This is a genomic window from Peptoclostridium acidaminophilum DSM 3953 (assembly GCF_000597865.1).
Classification (GTDB): Bacteria; Bacillota; Clostridia; order Peptostreptococcales; family Peptostreptococcaceae; genus Peptoclostridium_A; species Peptoclostridium_A acidaminophilum.
Map to the genome: position 1 here is coordinate 63,063 of NZ_CP007453.1, position 16,112 is coordinate 79,174.

Annotated in this window: 18 protein-coding genes and 3 riboswitches; of the genes, 8 read left to right on the plus strand and 10 right to left on the minus strand. The window is 47.6% G+C overall.

Annotated elements, in window-relative coordinates; translation table 11 throughout:
• Positions 1–32 precede the first annotated feature (32 nt).
• The 5 genes from ilvB to EAL2_RS11245 all read left to right on the plus strand — a co-directional run bounded on the left by ilvB (position 33) and on the right by EAL2_RS11245 (position 4,964).
• A complete protein-coding gene (gene ilvB, locus EAL2_RS11225) occupies positions 33–1,658 on the plus strand; it encodes a biosynthetic-type acetolactate synthase large subunit (protein WP_041693204.1) in 1,626 nt (541 codons plus the stop codon).
• A gap of 11 nt (positions 1,659–1,669) precedes the next feature.
• Positions 1,670–2,158: an acetolactate synthase small subunit gene (ilvN, locus tag EAL2_RS11230; RefSeq protein WP_025436483.1), complete on the plus strand. Its 489-nt coding sequence runs from the start codon at positions 1,670–1,672 to the stop codon at positions 2,156–2,158.
• A gap of 135 nt (positions 2,159–2,293) precedes the next feature.
• Positions 2,294–2,989 (plus strand): HesA/MoeB/ThiF family protein, encoded by a 696-nt coding sequence (locus tag EAL2_RS11235; RefSeq protein ID WP_025436484.1) that lies wholly within the window; start codon positions 2,294–2,296, stop codon positions 2,987–2,989.
• A 29-nt stretch (positions 2,990–3,018) separates the two neighbouring features.
• A complete protein-coding gene (locus tag EAL2_RS11240) occupies positions 3,019–3,918 on the plus strand; it encodes a YitT family protein (protein WP_025436485.1) in 900 nt (299 codons plus the stop codon).
• A gap of 155 nt (positions 3,919–4,073) precedes the next feature.
• A complete protein-coding gene (locus EAL2_RS11245; RefSeq protein WP_242842526.1) occupies positions 4,074–4,964 on the plus strand; it encodes a YitT family protein in 891 nt (296 codons plus the stop codon).
• Between the two features lie 89 nt (positions 4,965–5,053).
• Here EAL2_RS11245 and cobT read toward each other — a convergent pair whose 3' ends face one another.
• The 7 genes from cobT to kamA form a co-directional block, all read right to left on the minus strand.
• Complete coding sequence (gene cobT / locus EAL2_RS11250) at positions 5,054–6,103, minus strand: nicotinate-nucleotide--dimethylbenzimidazole phosphoribosyltransferase (RefSeq protein WP_025436487.1); 1,050 nt, start codon at positions 6,101–6,103, stop codon at positions 5,054–5,056.
• 118 nt (positions 6,104–6,221) lie between these two features.
• Positions 6,222–6,398, minus strand: a riboswitch (cobalamin riboswitch).
• A 91-nt stretch (positions 6,399–6,489) separates the two neighbouring features.
• On the minus strand, positions 6,490–6,861 hold the full coding sequence (locus tag EAL2_RS11255) for a sirohydrochlorin chelatase (RefSeq protein WP_025436488.1): 372 nt from the start codon (positions 6,859–6,861) through the stop codon (positions 6,490–6,492).
• A gap of 73 nt (positions 6,862–6,934) precedes the next feature.
• Positions 6,935–7,633: a CbiQ family ECF transporter T component gene (locus EAL2_RS11260; protein WP_051489232.1), complete on the minus strand. Its 699-nt coding sequence runs from the start codon at positions 7,631–7,633 to the stop codon at positions 6,935–6,937.
• Positions 7,596–7,895, minus strand: a complete 300-nt coding sequence (locus tag EAL2_RS11265; protein ID WP_025436490.1) for an energy-coupling factor ABC transporter substrate-binding protein — start codon at positions 7,893–7,895, stop codon at positions 7,596–7,598. Before EAL2_RS11265 ends, EAL2_RS11260 begins: the two co-directional genes overlap by 38 nt.
• Positions 7,885–8,580 carry an energy-coupling factor ABC transporter permease gene (locus EAL2_RS11270; protein ID WP_051489294.1) on the minus strand — a complete coding sequence of 232 codons (696 nt, stop codon included), beginning with the start codon at positions 8,578–8,580 and terminating at the stop codon, positions 7,885–7,887. Before EAL2_RS11270 ends, EAL2_RS11265 begins: the two co-directional genes overlap by 11 nt.
• Positions 8,581–8,776: 196 nt before the next feature.
• Positions 8,777–8,953, minus strand: a riboswitch (cobalamin riboswitch).
• 71 nt (positions 8,954–9,024) lie between these two features.
• Positions 9,025–9,873 carry a putative beta-lysine N-acetyltransferase gene (ablB, locus tag EAL2_RS11275; protein WP_041693206.1) on the minus strand — a complete coding sequence of 283 codons (849 nt, stop codon included), beginning with the start codon at positions 9,871–9,873 and terminating at the stop codon, positions 9,025–9,027.
• Entirely contained in the window at positions 9,863–11,128 is a 1,266-nt protein-coding gene (kamA, locus tag EAL2_RS11280) for a lysine 2,3-aminomutase (RefSeq protein WP_025436493.1), read from the minus strand. The genes ablB and kamA overlap by 11 nt, the downstream gene beginning before the upstream one ends.
• Before the next feature lie 122 nt (positions 11,129–11,250).
• Positions 11,251–11,388, minus strand: a riboswitch (cyclic di-AMP (ydaO/yuaA leader).
• A gap of 253 nt (positions 11,389–11,641) precedes the next feature.
• Between kamA and EAL2_RS11285 the strand changes: the two genes are divergently transcribed.
• The 3 genes from EAL2_RS11285 to EAL2_RS11295 are packed head-to-tail and all read left to right on the plus strand — an operon-like array spanning position 11,642 to position 13,033.
• Positions 11,642–11,836: a DUF1858 domain-containing protein gene (locus EAL2_RS11285; protein WP_025436494.1), complete on the plus strand. Its 195-nt coding sequence runs from the start codon at positions 11,642–11,644 to the stop codon at positions 11,834–11,836.
• Between the two features lie 11 nt (positions 11,837–11,847).
• Entirely contained in the window at positions 11,848–12,474 is a 627-nt protein-coding gene (locus tag EAL2_RS11290) for a hypothetical protein (RefSeq protein ID WP_025436495.1), read from the plus strand.
• A gap of 4 nt (positions 12,475–12,478) precedes the next feature.
• Positions 12,479–13,033, plus strand: a complete 555-nt coding sequence (locus tag EAL2_RS11295; protein ID WP_025436496.1) for a hemerythrin domain-containing protein — start codon at positions 12,479–12,481, stop codon at positions 13,031–13,033.
• 110 nt (positions 13,034–13,143) lie between these two features.
• Here EAL2_RS11295 and EAL2_RS11300 read toward each other — a convergent pair whose 3' ends face one another.
• From EAL2_RS11300 to EAL2_RS11310, 3 genes are read right to left on the minus strand one after another with little or no spacing between them, the layout of a single operon-like run.
• A complete protein-coding gene (locus EAL2_RS11300; protein ID WP_025436497.1) occupies positions 13,144–14,376 on the minus strand; it encodes an iron-sulfur cluster carrier protein MrpORP in 1,233 nt (410 codons plus the stop codon).
• A gap of 30 nt (positions 14,377–14,406) precedes the next feature.
• Entirely contained in the window at positions 14,407–15,276 is an 870-nt protein-coding gene (locus EAL2_RS11305; RefSeq protein WP_025436498.1) for an ATP-binding protein, read from the minus strand.
• Positions 15,254–16,111, minus strand: a complete 858-nt coding sequence (locus EAL2_RS11310; RefSeq protein ID WP_025436499.1) for a nucleotide-binding protein — start codon at positions 16,109–16,111, stop codon at positions 15,254–15,256. Before EAL2_RS11310 ends, EAL2_RS11305 begins: the two co-directional genes overlap by 23 nt.
• Between the last annotated feature and the right edge of the window lies 1 nt (position 16,112).

Genomic DNA, 16,112 nt, shown 5'->3' on the forward strand with positions numbered 1-16,112 from the left:
AAATACAAATATAAATGCTGGGGGGTATTAATATGATAGGAGCCAAAGCAATTATTCGGTGCCTTGAAGAGGAGGGTGTAACCACGGTTTTTGGATATCCGGGTGGAGCGGTGCTTCCGCTTTATGATGAGCTTAGAAAATCGGACATCAACCATGTCCTTATAAGGAACGAGCAGAATGCAGTCCATTTTGCGAGCGGATATGCAAGAGGCAGCAAAAGGGTCGGTGTGTGCATCGCCACATCAGGACCGGGGGCGACTAACCTCATAACAGGCATAGCAACCGCGTACATGGATTCCATACCGGTTGTAATAATAACCGGCCAGGTAAGCAGTGAGCTTATAGGCAGTGACGCTTTTCAGGAGGCTGACATACTTGGGGCTACGCAGCCATTTACAAAGCACAATTATCTTGTAAAGAGCGCAGCGGAAATACCAAAGATAATGAAGGAGGCTTTCTATATAGCCTCGACAGGAAGGCCGGGACCTGTGCTTGTAGACGTGCCAGTCGACATACAGAAGGAAGCGCTCAGGTTCAGCTACCCAAAAGAGGTTTCAATAACGGGCTACAAGCCGACGTATGAAGGTCATAGGGGCCAGATAAAAAGGGCTGTCCAGGCAATCAAAAAGTCGGTCAAGCCGCTGATTTACGCAGGCGGAGGGGTAATTGCCGCGGATGCGATTGAAGAGCTTAGAAATTTTGCGGCATCAAGCAGGATTCCTGTTGTCAATTCACTCATGGGTATAGGAAGCTTTCCGCACGATTCTGAGCTTTATGTGGGCATAGTTGGCAGCCACGGCCACTCATATTCAAACAGGATAATGTCGTGTGCAGACCTTATAATAATAGTAGGAGTAAGGCTATCGGACAGGGCGACAAAAAAGCTCGAGCAGATGAATCCGGATCTTGAGGTAGTCCATATAGACATAGACCCGGCTGAGATAGGCAAGAACATAGCAACTACAATACCTGTGGTAGGCCATGCCAAGAACATTCTTGCAGACCTGAACGAAAATGAAATAGCCCTCGATACTGGAGAGTGGCTTGAGGAGATTAAGGAGATCAAGCTGGAATATCCTGTGCTTTTCAATATGGACAATTCCATGGGTCTTGTTTCCCCAAAGCACGTGTTGGGAATGCTTTCGGAAATACTTGACGATTCCGCAGCTGTAACTGCCGATGTAGGCCAGAATCAGATATGGGCAGCCAGGAACTACCAGATAATGGGTACAAGAGGCTACTATACATCGGGAGGACTTGGCACAATGGGCTACAGTCTTCCGGCGGCCGCAGGCATGAAGATGGCCGATGAAAGCAGGCAGGTCATCAGCATAATGGGCGACGGCAGCATACAAATGTGTCTGGGAGAGCTGGGTACCGTGTCGGAGCACAATGTGGGCATAAAGATAATCCTGTTCAATAACAACAGGCTGGGAATGGTAAGGGAGCTACAGGACAATGCCTACGGCAAGGGAAAGCACAGTGCAGTAGTGTTCGACATATCAACTGATTTCGTGAAGATAGCCGAAGCCTACGGCATAAAAGGCGTAAGGGTAAAGACAAATAATGAGTTCGATGCTGAGATTGAAAAGGCTATGGCTCATGACGGTCCTTACATGATAGAATGCATAGTGCATCCTGATTATGCCACTATTTAGGGGGAGAAGTGATGGACAAATACACTATTTCAGTGCTTGTGGAAAATAATGCAGGAGTTCTAAGCAGGATAGCTGGACTTTTCAGCAGGCGCGGATACAACATAGAAAGCCTTTCGGTAGGAGTGACAGAGGACAGCAAGATTTCGAGAATGACAATATGCGGCTTTGCGGACGAGCAGACTCTCGAGCAGATCAAAAAGCAGCTCAACAAGCTCATAGAAGTAATAAAGGTAGTGCAGCTGGCGTCTGAAAATTCGGTATACAGGGAGCTGGCAATGATAAAGGTCAAAGCCGACGACGCTTCAAGGGCTTCAATAGCGGCAATGGCCAACATATTCAGGGCCAACATAATAGACGTGTCGCCAGAAAGCCTGACGCTCGAGGTTACAGGGGACGAGGGCAAGATAGACGCATTCATTAATTTGATGAAGCCATATGGAATAATCGAGCTTCTCAGGACTGGAACAGCAGCGATTCAAAGAGGTGAGAACGGGATTTAGGATATTTTCCTAAGTCCTTTTTTTATGTCGATTTGGCTGTATACTGGAAAAGAAGGCGGATTATTCTGCAGCAACAATCCTGATCATATGGTTTGCCAGAGTATAAATATATGAATATAAGATTGGGTGAATGACATGAAGGAGAGTAAATACAAGGATAGGTACAAGCGAAGCATAGGGACGCTCAGCAAACAAGAGCACATGCGCCTTGTGGATTCAAGGGTGTGCGTAGTAGGCTGTGGTGGCCTTGGAGGATATGTAATTGAGCTGCTTGGAAGGATGGGCGTGGGAGAGCTTACAGCTATAGATTATGACACCTTCGAGGAGCATAATCTCAACAGGCAGCTGCTCAGCATCGAGAACAACATAGGCATGAGCAAGGCCAGGGCGGCGGTGGAACGTATGAGAGATGTCAATTCAGAGGTCGAGGTGAGGGCTGTGGAAGCAGCGCTTGATGAATGCAACTCGCTGGAAATGGTTAAGGGGCATGACGTTGTGGTCGACGCACTCGACGATATTGGCACCAGAATGCTGCTGCAAAAGTCCTGCGAAAAGGTCGGCGTGCCCCTTGTGCATGGTGCAATAGCAGGCTGGTACGGCCAGGTGTGCACGATATTTCCGGGCGATAGGACGCTTGAACGGATTTATTCTGCGCCAGATGCAGAAGGGATTGAAAAGGAAACCGGCAATCCTTCGTTTTCGCCGGCCCACATAGCGTCGCTTCAGGTAAGCGAGGCTATCAAAGTGCTGACCGGGAAGGGAGAGCTCCTCAGAAACAAGGTGCTTTTCATAGACATGCTCAGCAACGAATACGAGGTAATAGAGTTTTAATTTGAAACTGCACCAAGGGAGGAGTAACGATGGAAAAACAGAGCAATAAAAAAATCAATTTCAAAAGCCTTGCAATGGATGCGCTTGCAGTGGGCTCAGGTACGGCTATAGCCGCATTTTCAACGGCATCGATCCTTAAGCCAAACGGACTTGTAATGGGGGGAGTCACCGGAACATCAATACTTGTAGAAAAAATGACCGGAATCAACTACACATATATTTATTTTGCGCTTTCAATATGCGTGCTTATATCAACTTTCTTCCTGCTGGGAAAGAGGGAGGCACTCAAGATCATAGTGATATCGCTGCTGTTTCCGCCGGTGCTGATTTTCTTCAGCCAGAGACCCTTCAACTTTGTAGAGGGCGATATGATGCTTGCAGCAATCTACTTTGGAATAATAAACGGCGTAGGCTGCGGAATAATACTAAAGCGCGGCTTCTCTTTCGGAGGAACCGACACCATAGCCAAAATACTCCATGCGAAGGTATTCCCGTTCATAAGCTTAAGCCAGATACTGCTTACAATTGACACTGTTGTCATTACGGCATCGGCCTTTGTTTTCGACAGGAACGTAGCACTCTACGCAATACTCACTCAGGTGATATTCATGAAGACGCTGGATACTGTTATGTTCGGTGCAGGCAACAAGCTTGTGAAAATCGAGGTTATAAGCGCCCACTACGATGAGATTTCGAGATATATACTCAAGGAGATCAAAAGAGGCGTGAGCATGTATGACGTTGTGGGGGCTTACACCAACGAGAGCAAGACCAAAGTGGTCACAGTGTGCTCGCCCCGTGATATGATTCTTATAAAGAGGTTCATAGCCCAGCTCGATTCTGACGTTTTTGTAAGCGTAGTGCCAGTGTCGGCTGTATGGGGCAGGGGCAAGGGCTTCGAAGACCTCGCAGATGAGAAGGGAATGTAGTTTTTACACTATCTAAACAAATTTTACGCTATTTGTGTTTAACTTAATACTGCTCCAGATTATACTGTACATTGTATTACGATGTATTATGCGAATGCGAGGAAGGCATTTGAAAGGAGAGCGGTATGGTGCAGGCAATAGCTCAAAATTTAAAGGTGAACATTGGCAGTATCAATTGGAAGGGAATAGCCCTGGATGCGGCGGCAGTTGGAATAGGTTCCGCAATGGTCGCTTTTGCAACCTCGTCAATACTCAAGACTAATGGTCTTGTGATAGGCGGGATTACGGGAGCCTCGATAATAGCGGAGAAGGTTACGGGAATAGACTACACATATATCTATTATGCCCTGTCTGTTTGCGTGCTGCTCTGCGCGCTCTTGTTCATGGGCAGGCGTGAGGCCTTGAAGATAGCGGCGCTTTCGATTTTCTTCCCGGCTGTCCTCATAGTATTCAACAGGAGTCCGTTTAGCTTTGTAGAGGGAGATATGATGCTGGCGTCAATATATTTCGGTCTCATATACGGCGTTGGCAGCGGGATAATACTAAAGCGCGGATTTTCGTTTGGAGGCACAGACACGATAGCCAAGATGCTTCATGTAAGGGTGTTCCCTTTCATAAGCTTAAGCCAGATTCTGCTCGCCATAGACACTGTGGTGATAGCCGCGTCGGTCTTCGTTTTCGACAGGAACATAGCGCTCTACGCCATACTTACTCAGGTTGTGTTCATGAAGACGCTGGATGTGGTGATGTTCGGAATAGGTTCCAAGCTTGTAAAGATGGAGGTCATAAGCGCCCGCTATGAAGAGGTCTCAAGATATGTCATGTCCGAAATAAAAAGGGGCGTGAGTATGTATGAAGTTATAGGCGGCTATGAGCACGAGAGCAGGGTCAAGGTGGTAACCGTGTGTTCTCCCCGCGAGATGATGCTGATTAAAAGGTTCATAGCAAAGCTGGATCCAGACGTGTTTGTCAACGTCACTCCCGTTTCTGCTGTATGGGGAAGAGGCAAGGGCTTTGAAAGCATAGCAGAAGAGAGCGGGATATAGGGCGAAAATTAAGCGGGAGATTTTTGAGAACAACGAAAAAGCCGTCAGTGAGGGAATGTGATATACACCCAAAACTGATGGCTTTTTTTTTATACTGTGCCGATTCCGGCCTCCTCGAAGGTTATCATATCCTTACTTATAGCGGCTGCGGCATCTATTATACCAAACGCAAGAGCAGCGCCTGAGCCTTCCCCAAGTCGCATGTCCATGTGGAGCATAGGCCTAAGGCCAAGCAGCTCTGAAGCAAGCGCTGAGCCCTTTTCAAATGAGGCGTGCGATGGTATAAGGAAATCCCTAACGTTAGGGCAGAGGCTGCACGCTAGCAGGGCAGATACTGTAGATATGTAGCCGTCGACTACGCATGGAATTCTCGAGGCTGCGCAGGAGAGCATTATTCCTGCCATTCCGGCCATGTCCAAGCCGCCGAGCTTTGAAATCAGATCTATTGGATCGTTTTTGACGGCCTGGTTGACAGCTAAGGCCTTTAGAATCACTTCCACCTTGTGGGCTATCTTGTCGCCGGGGAGATTGGCTCCTACTCCTGTTATTTCCGACGGGTGCACGCCGGAAAGCACGCTGAGCACGGCCGTGCTTGTGGTGGTGTTGCCTATGCCCATCTCGCCTGTGGCTATGAGCTTCACGCCTCTTTCTATCTGCTCGTTGGCAACCTCTATGCCAGTCTCTATCGCCTTTATAGCTTCCTCTCTTGTCATTGCAGGACCTTCTGCAATATTGCCGGTGCCGTATCTAACCTTCCTTACCAGGACATTGTCATTTTCGACATTTCCGTCCACACCAATGTCAACAACCACAACGCCTGCTCCGGCTGTCCTGGCTATCGAGGCCATACCGCTCACTCCGTTGGCGATGAAATTTGTCATCATGAGCGTTACAACGGGGGGAGCCGCGGCCACGCCTTCGCAGCATACGCCGTTGTCAGCCGACATTACTATGACAGCTTTTTTGTCTACAACCGGGTGCATGCTTGAGGTTATGCCTGAAAGCTGCACAGCAAGCTCCTCGAGTCTTCCCAGGCTTCCGACAGGCTTTATGAGGTTGTCCATCCTAGTCCTTGCTGCCGCCACGAAAGATTCGTCCAGTCCCTTTATTTTTTCAATAGTGCTATTTAGCAGTTTCATAAAAATCCCTCCATAATTTAGTAGTGTAAAACAAAGTAAATAAACACAAAAAAACCCACACAAAAAAACAGCGTGGATTTTCCATTATCCTCACAAGCCAGTCAGAGCTTACGCTGCTGGCGCAGTCTAGTCTTAGGCAGGTCTCCTGACTAGGCTTCACTGCCTTTAGCCGCCTTCCCCTGAATTTACAAGGTGGCATCTGGCTAAGGCTCGGCTTCACAGTGGCGGGCCCGTTCGGGATTTGCACCCGATTCCCTATTCTCCCATAGTGGGCACCTAAGACGATATGCAGTTAAGTTGATTATATTTTATGACGTAGCAGCTGTCAACAAAAGCATTACGCTGCAGTCTGCGGCTTGGTTCACTTACAAGTCCTGCTCTGGAGGCTATTTTCCTGAGATGGCTTCTGCAGCTCTATGTGCGAGTATGTCTACGAGTTTTTCGTCGAATCCAAGCGGCTGCGCAAAGGCAATGCTCATGTCGGGGTATTTCGCTTTGATGCGTTCTAGGATTTCCGGGATGTCCTCTTTGATGTGTATTCCCGGGAAAAGAAAGTAAGGTAGTGCAACCATGCTCCTTACCCCTTCAGAATACATAATTTCAACAGTTTCCTCGATGTTCGGAGATGATATCTCCATGAAGCATCCCTTGACGCTTTTGTCTGGGAATCTGGCGTCAAGCGAATTTACAATGCTGAAGAATATGTCCTTTGCATCACTTGACCTACTTCCGTGTCCTATTACTAGTATGCCTTCCATATGTTCTCGCTCCTCTTCATAATTGTTTTGTATATCAATAGGGTTGTTGTAAGTGGCATATAACGCTTAAGTGTTACATAAACAGTGTGGCCAAAAGCCCCGCATTGTAAATTATACCAAGCAGCAGCAAAGCCTTTGAGAATTTAAAGTTTTTTGGAGCGTATGGGATAATGCCCTTGTAGCACCTGCTGTCGGTGGCGCATTTGATGTCGCCCCATCTTCTCATTGTGTTCACAAACAGGAGTCCCGCGATTTTGCCCGTAGTCGATATGCTCTTTTTAAAAGAGCCAAAGCCGTTTCTTGATTTGGCGGCGAAGGTCATCACGCGGAGCTCGTCTTCAATAAGTATGAGAAATCTCAGCGTGCTCTTTGCTATGTCGCACAAGTCCTTGAGAGCTCCAAACTTTGAAAGAGAGCAGAGCAAATCGTCCATAGGGGTGTGAAGCGAAAAAAGAAGTATCGAAAGCATGCCTGCAACGCTTTTAGCGACAAGGGCGGCAACATAGAGCGGTCCGTAGTCGGCAAGCAGCGCGAGCGATGTCAGGAGAGTGAATATAAGCATCCCCGATGTGAAAGTAGCAACAATCCTAAGCGGGCTCCTGAAAAAAATGTGCATGGAAAGCGCAGATGCAACGCAGTATGCCGCGGGTGCAGATGCGCCCGAAGAGAATCCAAGTAGCACGACCGGCAAAAGAAAGAGCGCCGCCTTCTGCAGGGGATTAACGCTCGATATGCTACTTTGGGCTGCAAATGCTATTATCAGCCGGAGCATTCCGTTTTTTTCCTATGTAGTAGCCTATGATGATGCCGCCTATCGCCGTTTGAAGCGCAAAGAGCGCGCTTTCAATCTCTCCTGACGGCGGAGCCCAGATGCTCTCGAACCACGGCTCTAAATTCTTGTTGCTGCTCGATAAATATTCCATGGCAATGCCGTCCGCGCCCTCGAGCGGTCCGTTTTCAGCGCCTATAAAAAGGCTTGCCACGACGATGAATAGTGCGAGCAGTGACAGCATGAGGTAATCTCTACGCTTCATATGCATTCCCGCCTTTCAGTGCTTCAAGCTCAGAAACTGAGTATTTTTCGACTATGCCCATCATTATGACGGTGAGTATGCCTTCCACTATTGCCAGGGGTACCTGGGTCAGGGCGAATATTGAGAGAAACTTGACTGCTGCAGCGGCGATCCCTCCTGCTGGCGATGGGAAGGCAAAGGCGAGCTGCAGCGCTGTAACGCAGTATGTAGCCAGGTTGCCAAGGGAGGAGGCCAAAAAAATGCCAATCTTACTTTTTCCGGCAAGCCTGTATATACCGTAGGCCACAAGCGGTCCGACTATCCCCATTGAAAAAGTGTTGGCGCCCAGCGTCGTGAGCCCTCCGTGTGCCAGAAAGAGAGCCTGGAAAAGCAGGACGACTACGCTTATTACGCTCATCACAAACGGTCCGAATATAACGGCTCCAAAGCCGGTTCCGGTAGGATGCGAGCAGCTTCCCGTGACTGAAGGCAGCTTGAGCGCAGAGAGCATGAAGCAGTACGCTGCAGCGACGGCTATGAAGAGCTTCATGTCGCCTCCGAGCCTGGATTTGGCCTTGAGCTGCCGCAGCCCTATCATTACGAAGGGCAACGAAAGCAGAAGGTAAAAGGCGCACCAAACCGGCGGCAGGAAGCCCTCTGCTATGTGCATGGCATACGAAAATCTAGGCGCCATCACAAGCACCATTATGCAATACAAGTACCTTGACAATAAAAACACCTCCTGTAATTTGATTTGCTGTGAGAAGAGGCATAAAAAAACTCCGAAGCATTGTTCGGAGTGTAGTTACAAATAGGGCAAAGGCGCAAGAATAGCGCATTAACGCAATGCGGCAAATAAACAATATTTATCGCATTCGCGCAGCCTAAAGCCTCCCTCCGAAGCACAGCATCAATGCAAGGCAGGTCTCCTGGCTCGCGCGTCATCCTAATCTTCCCTTCCCGGCAAGGCCAGTGGGCTGCAAGATTCGTCTTCGCTTACAGTAGCGGGGGCTGCGTTGGTTTCTCACCAAACTTCCCTATTAAGCCTTTTTAAAGGCACCTTAGCATTATTATAGTTATATTATTGAGTTCCTAATAATTATATTATTAAGCAGCGGAATTTACAACTGAAAAAGGAATTATTCTATGCCTAAAGCTGCTTGACCCAGATGTTCATGTCCTCGTAGCCGCCGCAAATGTGGCAGTTGTTTATGAGGCGGCCATTGTAGCTGTAATTAAGCCTTGCAAGATTGATGTTGATTCCGGGGTTGACGGCCCTTGAGAGGCTGTAGAGCGTCTTGAAGCCTTTGGAAATCAGCTCGTCCTCCAGGCTCATTATAAGAAGCGAAAGTATGCCGTTGCCCCTGTGCTCAGGGAGCGTGGCGCAGTCGGTAATTTCCGCGTTGAGGTTTGGAGCGTCCATGTCGGCTGATGCTATGCCGACTATTTCGCTGTTCTTTTCGGCGATCTTGAATAGCACATTTTCGCTCATGGTCTGCAACAGATAGCCGGCATCGAACACCGGCGAAGGATAGGTCTCGAATATCCTTTTGAAAATTGAGGTCATTTGGAGTATGTCGCTGGGATTTGCCGTCCTTATGCGGTATAAAGCATCGCGCTGTGGCTGACTTTTCCGTTTTTCGTCGCAAAGCGAGATTGTTTTGTCGGCCTCGTCAGACTTTCTGGAAATTGCCCTTTTTTCATCTGTGAAAAAAGACATGCAGTATGAATCTTTGCCGCTGAAAAAACCCTCTATACGGCCTTCTTCTGTGAAGCCGCAGCTTTTGAAATGCGGCAGGCTATCTGCGCAGCTGTTGCATATGACTTTGCCAAGATTCTTGTATCTGGCGAATCCGATGATTTCCACGAGGGCTGCTTTGTCAATGCCGCCGGCATCGAATATTTTGAGGCGTTCATTCGCATAGTCGACATACACCTTGATTCCGCATATGGCTGCATAATAGTTTGTTTTTCCAAGGGTTTGAGTATTAGTCATCATAGCCATACCTCATTTGCATTCTGACGTTACTTCTAGGTATAAGGCATGTGCGCTCATCCTTTAGTATTTTTTCAAGGCCCCTGCTCTCATTTGTCGCGTATTTGCTGCATAGTCCGCAATTTTTGCAGGTGTGAGACTTATCGTGGGGCTCTGTATATGAGCAGATAACTCCCTCGAAATTTCTTAGTATGATTTTTTCGTTTGACTGGGAAATCATATAGGTCGGACCTACAGGAATCTTGCCTCCGCCGCCTGGTGCGTCAACTACAAACGTTGGCACTGCAAATCCCGAAGTGTGGCCCCTGAGGAGCTCTATTATCTCTATGCCTGTCGCAACGCTTGTCCTGAAATGCTCGATGCCTTCGGAAAGGTCGCACTGGTAGAGGTAGTAGGGTCTTATTCTGTTCTTGACCAGGTCCTGCACAAGGCGCTTCATGATATATGGGCAGTCGTTGATATCCTTTAGAAGGACTGACTGGTTTCCAAGAGGGATACCGGCATTGGCCAGCATATGGCATGCGGTCTGGGATTCTGGAGTAAGCTCCTTCGGATGGTTGAAGTGCGTGTTTATCCAAACAGGATGGTATTTTTTCAGCATGTCGCAAAGCTCCTGAGTTATACGCTGAGGCATTACAACTGGAGTTCTTGTTCCGATTCTGATGACTTCAACGTGGGGGATTTCTCTTAGTTTTTTGAGGATGTACTCAAGGTGGCTGTCCGATATGCACAGAGCGTCGCCTCCTGAAAGGAGTACGTCCCTTACGATTTCATTTTCTTTTATATACTCAATGGCTTTGTTTATATTCTCTATTGGAAGCTCGCTGTCGCATTGGCCTGCAAATCTTCTTCGTGTGCAGTGCCTGCAGTACATTGAGCACTGATCTGTAATAAGCATAAGGACCCTGTCTGGGTATCTGTGAGTCAGACCCGGAACCGGTGAATCGGCAGATTCGTGCAGAGGGTCGGAGCTGTCACATGATGATATGTTCATCTCGTGAGCTGTAGGTATGGCCTGGCGCCTTATAGGGCAGTCGGAATCCTGCGGATCCATGTTCATTGCGTAGTAAGGCGTTATAGCCATTCTGAGCTTTTCAAGGCTGCCGGCTATGCCTTTTTTTTCCTGTTCCGTCAGGCTCACTACCTGCTCGAGCTCCTCGATTGTAGTAATCCTGTTGGCAAATTGCCATTTCCAGTCGTTCCACTGCTCCTTGCTTGCGTTTTTCCATAGACTTATGTCCTTGTAATCTCTTTTCAAATTAATCATCTCCTCATTATTGTCTGTTTTACATCAGCTCTCCTTTGAAAGTGTATTTTGTTTTGACGCTTTTAACAAAAAAGGCCGCAGAAAAGACTGCGGCCATGCAAAAATTGCACATCACTTTCTCTTCCTAATGCTTGCGAAATTAGCTGACGGATTCGGATTGAAAGAGCTAACCCTACCGAAGACTACCTCCGGATTCACCCCAATTTATTGGTTCTCCCGCTCCCTGTTCAGGGATTCAGCATATAATGCTAATCAAGTTGTAATAATTCATAACCCACTTTATGGTATTAATGATATCAGAAAAATAATATTATGTAAACATTTTGCAGGGAATTAGAATCATAGGTGCTCTTACAAAGCCCAATATTTCAACGATGTTTCGGAATGAAGTTTTTTTAGATTAAAAAAACGCGGCAAAGTAACATTGGTTACCACTACAAAGATTGATTGCCCATATAATAAAGTCATAAGGAACACAAAATAAAAAAACGGAGGTAATTCAAAATGAAAATAACTAAGGATATGACAATAGGTGAGCTTGTAAGAGATTTTCCAGAGGCTATAAAGGTGCTTTTCGATTTTGGAATGGGATGCGTAGGATGCCCTTCGGCACAGGTTGAGACTATTGAAGAGGCTTGCGGCGTGCACGGACTCAATATGGATGAGCTGCTTTCAGCACTTAACGCTAGCGTAGAGTAGGAGGAGATAGAATGAGCGCATTTCTAGGGAAGATACACTACTGGCTTTTCAACAAGATACAGCTGCACGAGGAGCTTGCAGGGGAGTTGCTTAAGGCTGCAGCTGATAAGGGTTTTGATGCGGGCGGGCTTAGGCTACAAGGCTATGAAAGATACGGGAATCCGGTGCAGGGAGCACTCGAGGATGCAATAAACCACGCCAATATACACGGCTGGCTCCAGGAGAGGATTCACAGCGTAGAGGGCAGAATAGCCTTTACTGTGACAGAGCTCCTAAAAAGGGGCGCTTTGAATATGGAAGACATGGCGCAGATTTTCAGCAATAGCGGAAGTGATTCGGCAAAGGATCTTGACATAAGTGGCGCTTCGCCTCAGGATATGCACAGAACTGTATTCGACTTCATGCTCGAGGGCATGCCGTGCGATAGGGTGAGCGAGACTCTAAGCAGCACCGAAGACGAGTTTTTATGGAGAGCCTCAAGATGTCTCCACAGCGACTTTTGGGAGCAAGCCGGCGGAGATGTTGCCAACTACCATATCCTGCGGGATGCATGGATAAAGGGCTTTGTAGAGGAGAGCGGCAGCGGCCTTGCCTACTCGAGGACAGGAGATGGCATAAGCGCCATCATAAGGGGGTAAGCAAATGGACGGGATAAAGCTTATGGTAGATGAGCATGTGTACATCAAGAGGATGCTGCTTGTGCTCAGAAAGGCGAGCTACGCGGTTATGCAGGGTGCTCAGATTGACTACGATGATTTTGGCAAAATGATAGATTTTGTAAGAGGCTACGCCGACAGGCACCACCACGGCAAAGAGGAGAAGCTGCTTTTCAACCGCATGGTGGACGAGATAGGCGGCGCGGCTGAAAAGCTGGTCAAGTCGGGAATGCTTGTCGAGCACGACCTGGGAAGGCTGCATATGAATGAGCTCGAGGCTGCGCTCGAGAGGGTGAAGGCTGGAGACGATGAGTCAAAGCTGGATGTAATAGCAAACGCAGTTTCGTACACTCATCTGCTTCACAGGCACATAGACAAGGAGGACGCCGTAGTATATCCATTTGCCCAGAGGCAGCTTTCGTCAGACACTCTTGAAACTATTAACAGCGAGTGCGAGAGCTTCGAGAAGCAGATGGAGTCCGAGGGAGTTCAAGGCAGGTACATCGCTTTGCTCAAGGAAATGGAAGGCAAATACCTGTAAATTCCTATGAAAATATAGAGGGAAAAGTAGTGAAGCACAAAAACCTGGCTGAAATGCCAGGTTTTTGTGCTTCTATGCTTTATGGATTAAGTCGAGATTTAAGGTTTTATTTATTGTCCGCATTCATCGCCATGATCATGATTGTGGTTGCATACAGATCCTGTTGATTTAAGAGCTCCGCTTAGATACTGCTCAGCAGCCGATTGGACAGGTCCGCTGGCTCCTACTATCACTTCTATGCCCTTTTCATTGAATATATCTACAGCACCGCCGCCCATGCCGCCTGATATGATTACGTTAACGCCCATATCATTAAGGAAGTTTGGAAGGAATCCAGGCTTGTGGCCAGGGTTTGCAACTGATTCGCTGCTTACTATCTTGTCGCCTACTGCCTCGAAAATATGGAAGCTCTCACAGTGTCCGAAATGACCAGTAACTACTCCTTTTTCACCTGCTACAGCAATTTTCACTTTGTTTCCTCCTTCGGATTTAATATCATTATCATTCTCCGCTATATCTTTTTCCAGAATCTCGGCAACGCTATCAAACCAGTCGCCGCTGAAAAGCTCTATAAGGCCTCCGTCGCATGCAGCCGCAAGTCTTGGATCTATAGGAAGCTTCGCGAGTATGTCCAAGTTGTATTCAGCAGCAATGTTTTCAATGTTGCTGTCCCCAAATATCTTGTATTCCTTGTCGCAGTCAGGGCACTTGAAGGATGACATGTTTTCAACGATTCCTACTATTGGAACGTTCATCATCTGCGCCATTTTGACTGCTTTTGCTACTATCATGGAAACAAGCTCCTGAGGAGATGTGACAATTATAATTCCATCAACCTTTACAGACTGAAATACTGTAAGAGGAACATCGCCTGTGCCCGGAGGCATGTCTATGAACATGAAGTCCACGTTGTTCCATATGACGTCTGTCCAGAACTGTTTTACAGTATTGGCTATTATAGGTCCTCTCCATACAACTGGATCAGTGTCATTCTCGAGAAGAAGATTTACCGACATTATATCTATTCCCGTAGCGCTTTTTATAGGGAACAGGCCAAGCTCGTTTGCCATGGCTTTTTTCTTTATTCCGAAAGCCTTAGGTATGGAAGGTCCTGTTATGTCTGCATCGAGTATGGCGCTGCTGTGGCCTCTTCTTTGCATTGTAACAGCGAGCAGTGATGTGACAAGCGATTTGCCCACGCCGCCCTTTCCACTGACTATCCCTATTACTTTCTTGATGCTGCTGAGCTCATGAGGCTGCTCGGTGAAATCAGTCTGTTTCTCTGTTCTGTCAGCGCAGTCCTGGCTGCAGCTGCTGCAGCTTTGGTTACAAGTTTCGCTCATGTGGATTCTCCTTTATAATGTTTTGATTTGTTAATTTGTTATGGGGAACATTATCTCGAACGTCCGCTCGAATACTTCTCTTGCGGCCCTGCCCGAAGCGCAGTCTACATCAGCTATGCTGAGCCCTTTGTTGACTGCCTTTACGGCTTCGGAGTCGAATGGTATCTTGCCTGCAAAAGGAAGGTTGTTACTTTTGCAAAAAGCTTCGATTTTTTCGGAATTTACAATGTTTGTGTCATACTTGTTTATGCATACGATGGCGCGAGTCTGGAATTTTGCGGCAGTGCTTATTATGCGCTCCATGTCGCTTATTCCTGATACTGAAGGCTCCGCTACTATAAGGACCATGTCTACACCGCTTATGGAGGCGATTACTGGGCATCCTATTCCTGGAGAGCCGTCTATTATGGCAAAGTCGGCGTCACCTGCCGCCTCCTTCATTTGTTTCTTGACCTCCGATACGAGCATTCCTGAGGTGCCACTGCCCATTTTCAGCTCAGCTGTTGAAAACACGCTGTCGTTCTTATACAGCATCAGCTCGCCTGCAATTGCGGGATTCAGGGATATGGCTCCAGCCGGGCATACGGCTTCGCAGACGCCGCAGCCTTCGCAGGCATAGTAGTCAATCGTGTAGCCGTCATCTTCTATGATAGAATCAAAGCGGCAGTGCTGCATGCAAAGGCCGCAATTCACGCATAAATCAGGGTTGATTTCAGCCTTGGGAAGGCCGTAATAGTCAGAGCGTATGGGCTCGACTGACTGGTTCATAACCAGGTGCAGATTCGGCGCATCGACATCGCAGTCTGCGAATACTTTGGCTTGCGCAAACTTGATGAAGGCGCTTGCCATGGTAGTCTTGCCGGTGCCGCCTTTGCCGCTAAGAATTAACAGCTGTTTCATGCTGCACCTCCTTGGTTACTGTCTCAAGCAGTGAGGTGAATATTGCGCGATATTTATCGCTTTCCCTCGCTACAATGAGAGCGTTTGAATTGAGCGTTCCAAGCTCGTTGTCGAATGGAATCCTTCCGAGTATCTTTATTCTGTTTTCTATGCAGAATTTCTCCGAAGGGTTATCACCTTCGAGGCACTTGTTGAGCACTACGCCGTGAGGCTTGCCAAAGAGCTTTACAAGGTTGTAGACCATGTTCAGGTTGTGAACTCCAAAGAGAGTGGGCTCAGCAACAAGCACGCAATAGTCGGCATCCTTTATGCTCTCCATAACTATGCAGGCGCTCCCGGGAGGACAGTCGATAAAGACTGATTCATTGCTGCTAGGAATGTATTCTAAAAGATTTTTGATTATGGGGACTCCCGACGCTTCGCCAGTGTTCATTATCCCTGTAACCACAGTTACATCCTCTGAAACGCCCTTTTGAATCTCTCCGACGTTTTTATCAATCTCAGAGATGGCTTTTTGGGGGCAAAGCAGCGAACAGCCTCCGCATGAATGGCACATGACATCAAATAAAAGAACTTTGCTGCCTACGTAGGCCAAGGCGTTGAATTTGCAAAAATCCACGCATTTGCGGCAGCCGTTGCATAGGGCATCATCGATTAGCGGAATTTTTACTGATATTTTTTCTGACTCTATTTGCTCCGGCTTGAAAAAAAGATGACCGTTGGGTTCTTCAACATCACAGTCTATATATGTCGATTTTCCTGCGGCCGCGGCCAGGTTCACGGAGACTAGCGTTTTGCCTGTGCCGCCTTTACCGCTAAGCACAGCTATATTCATG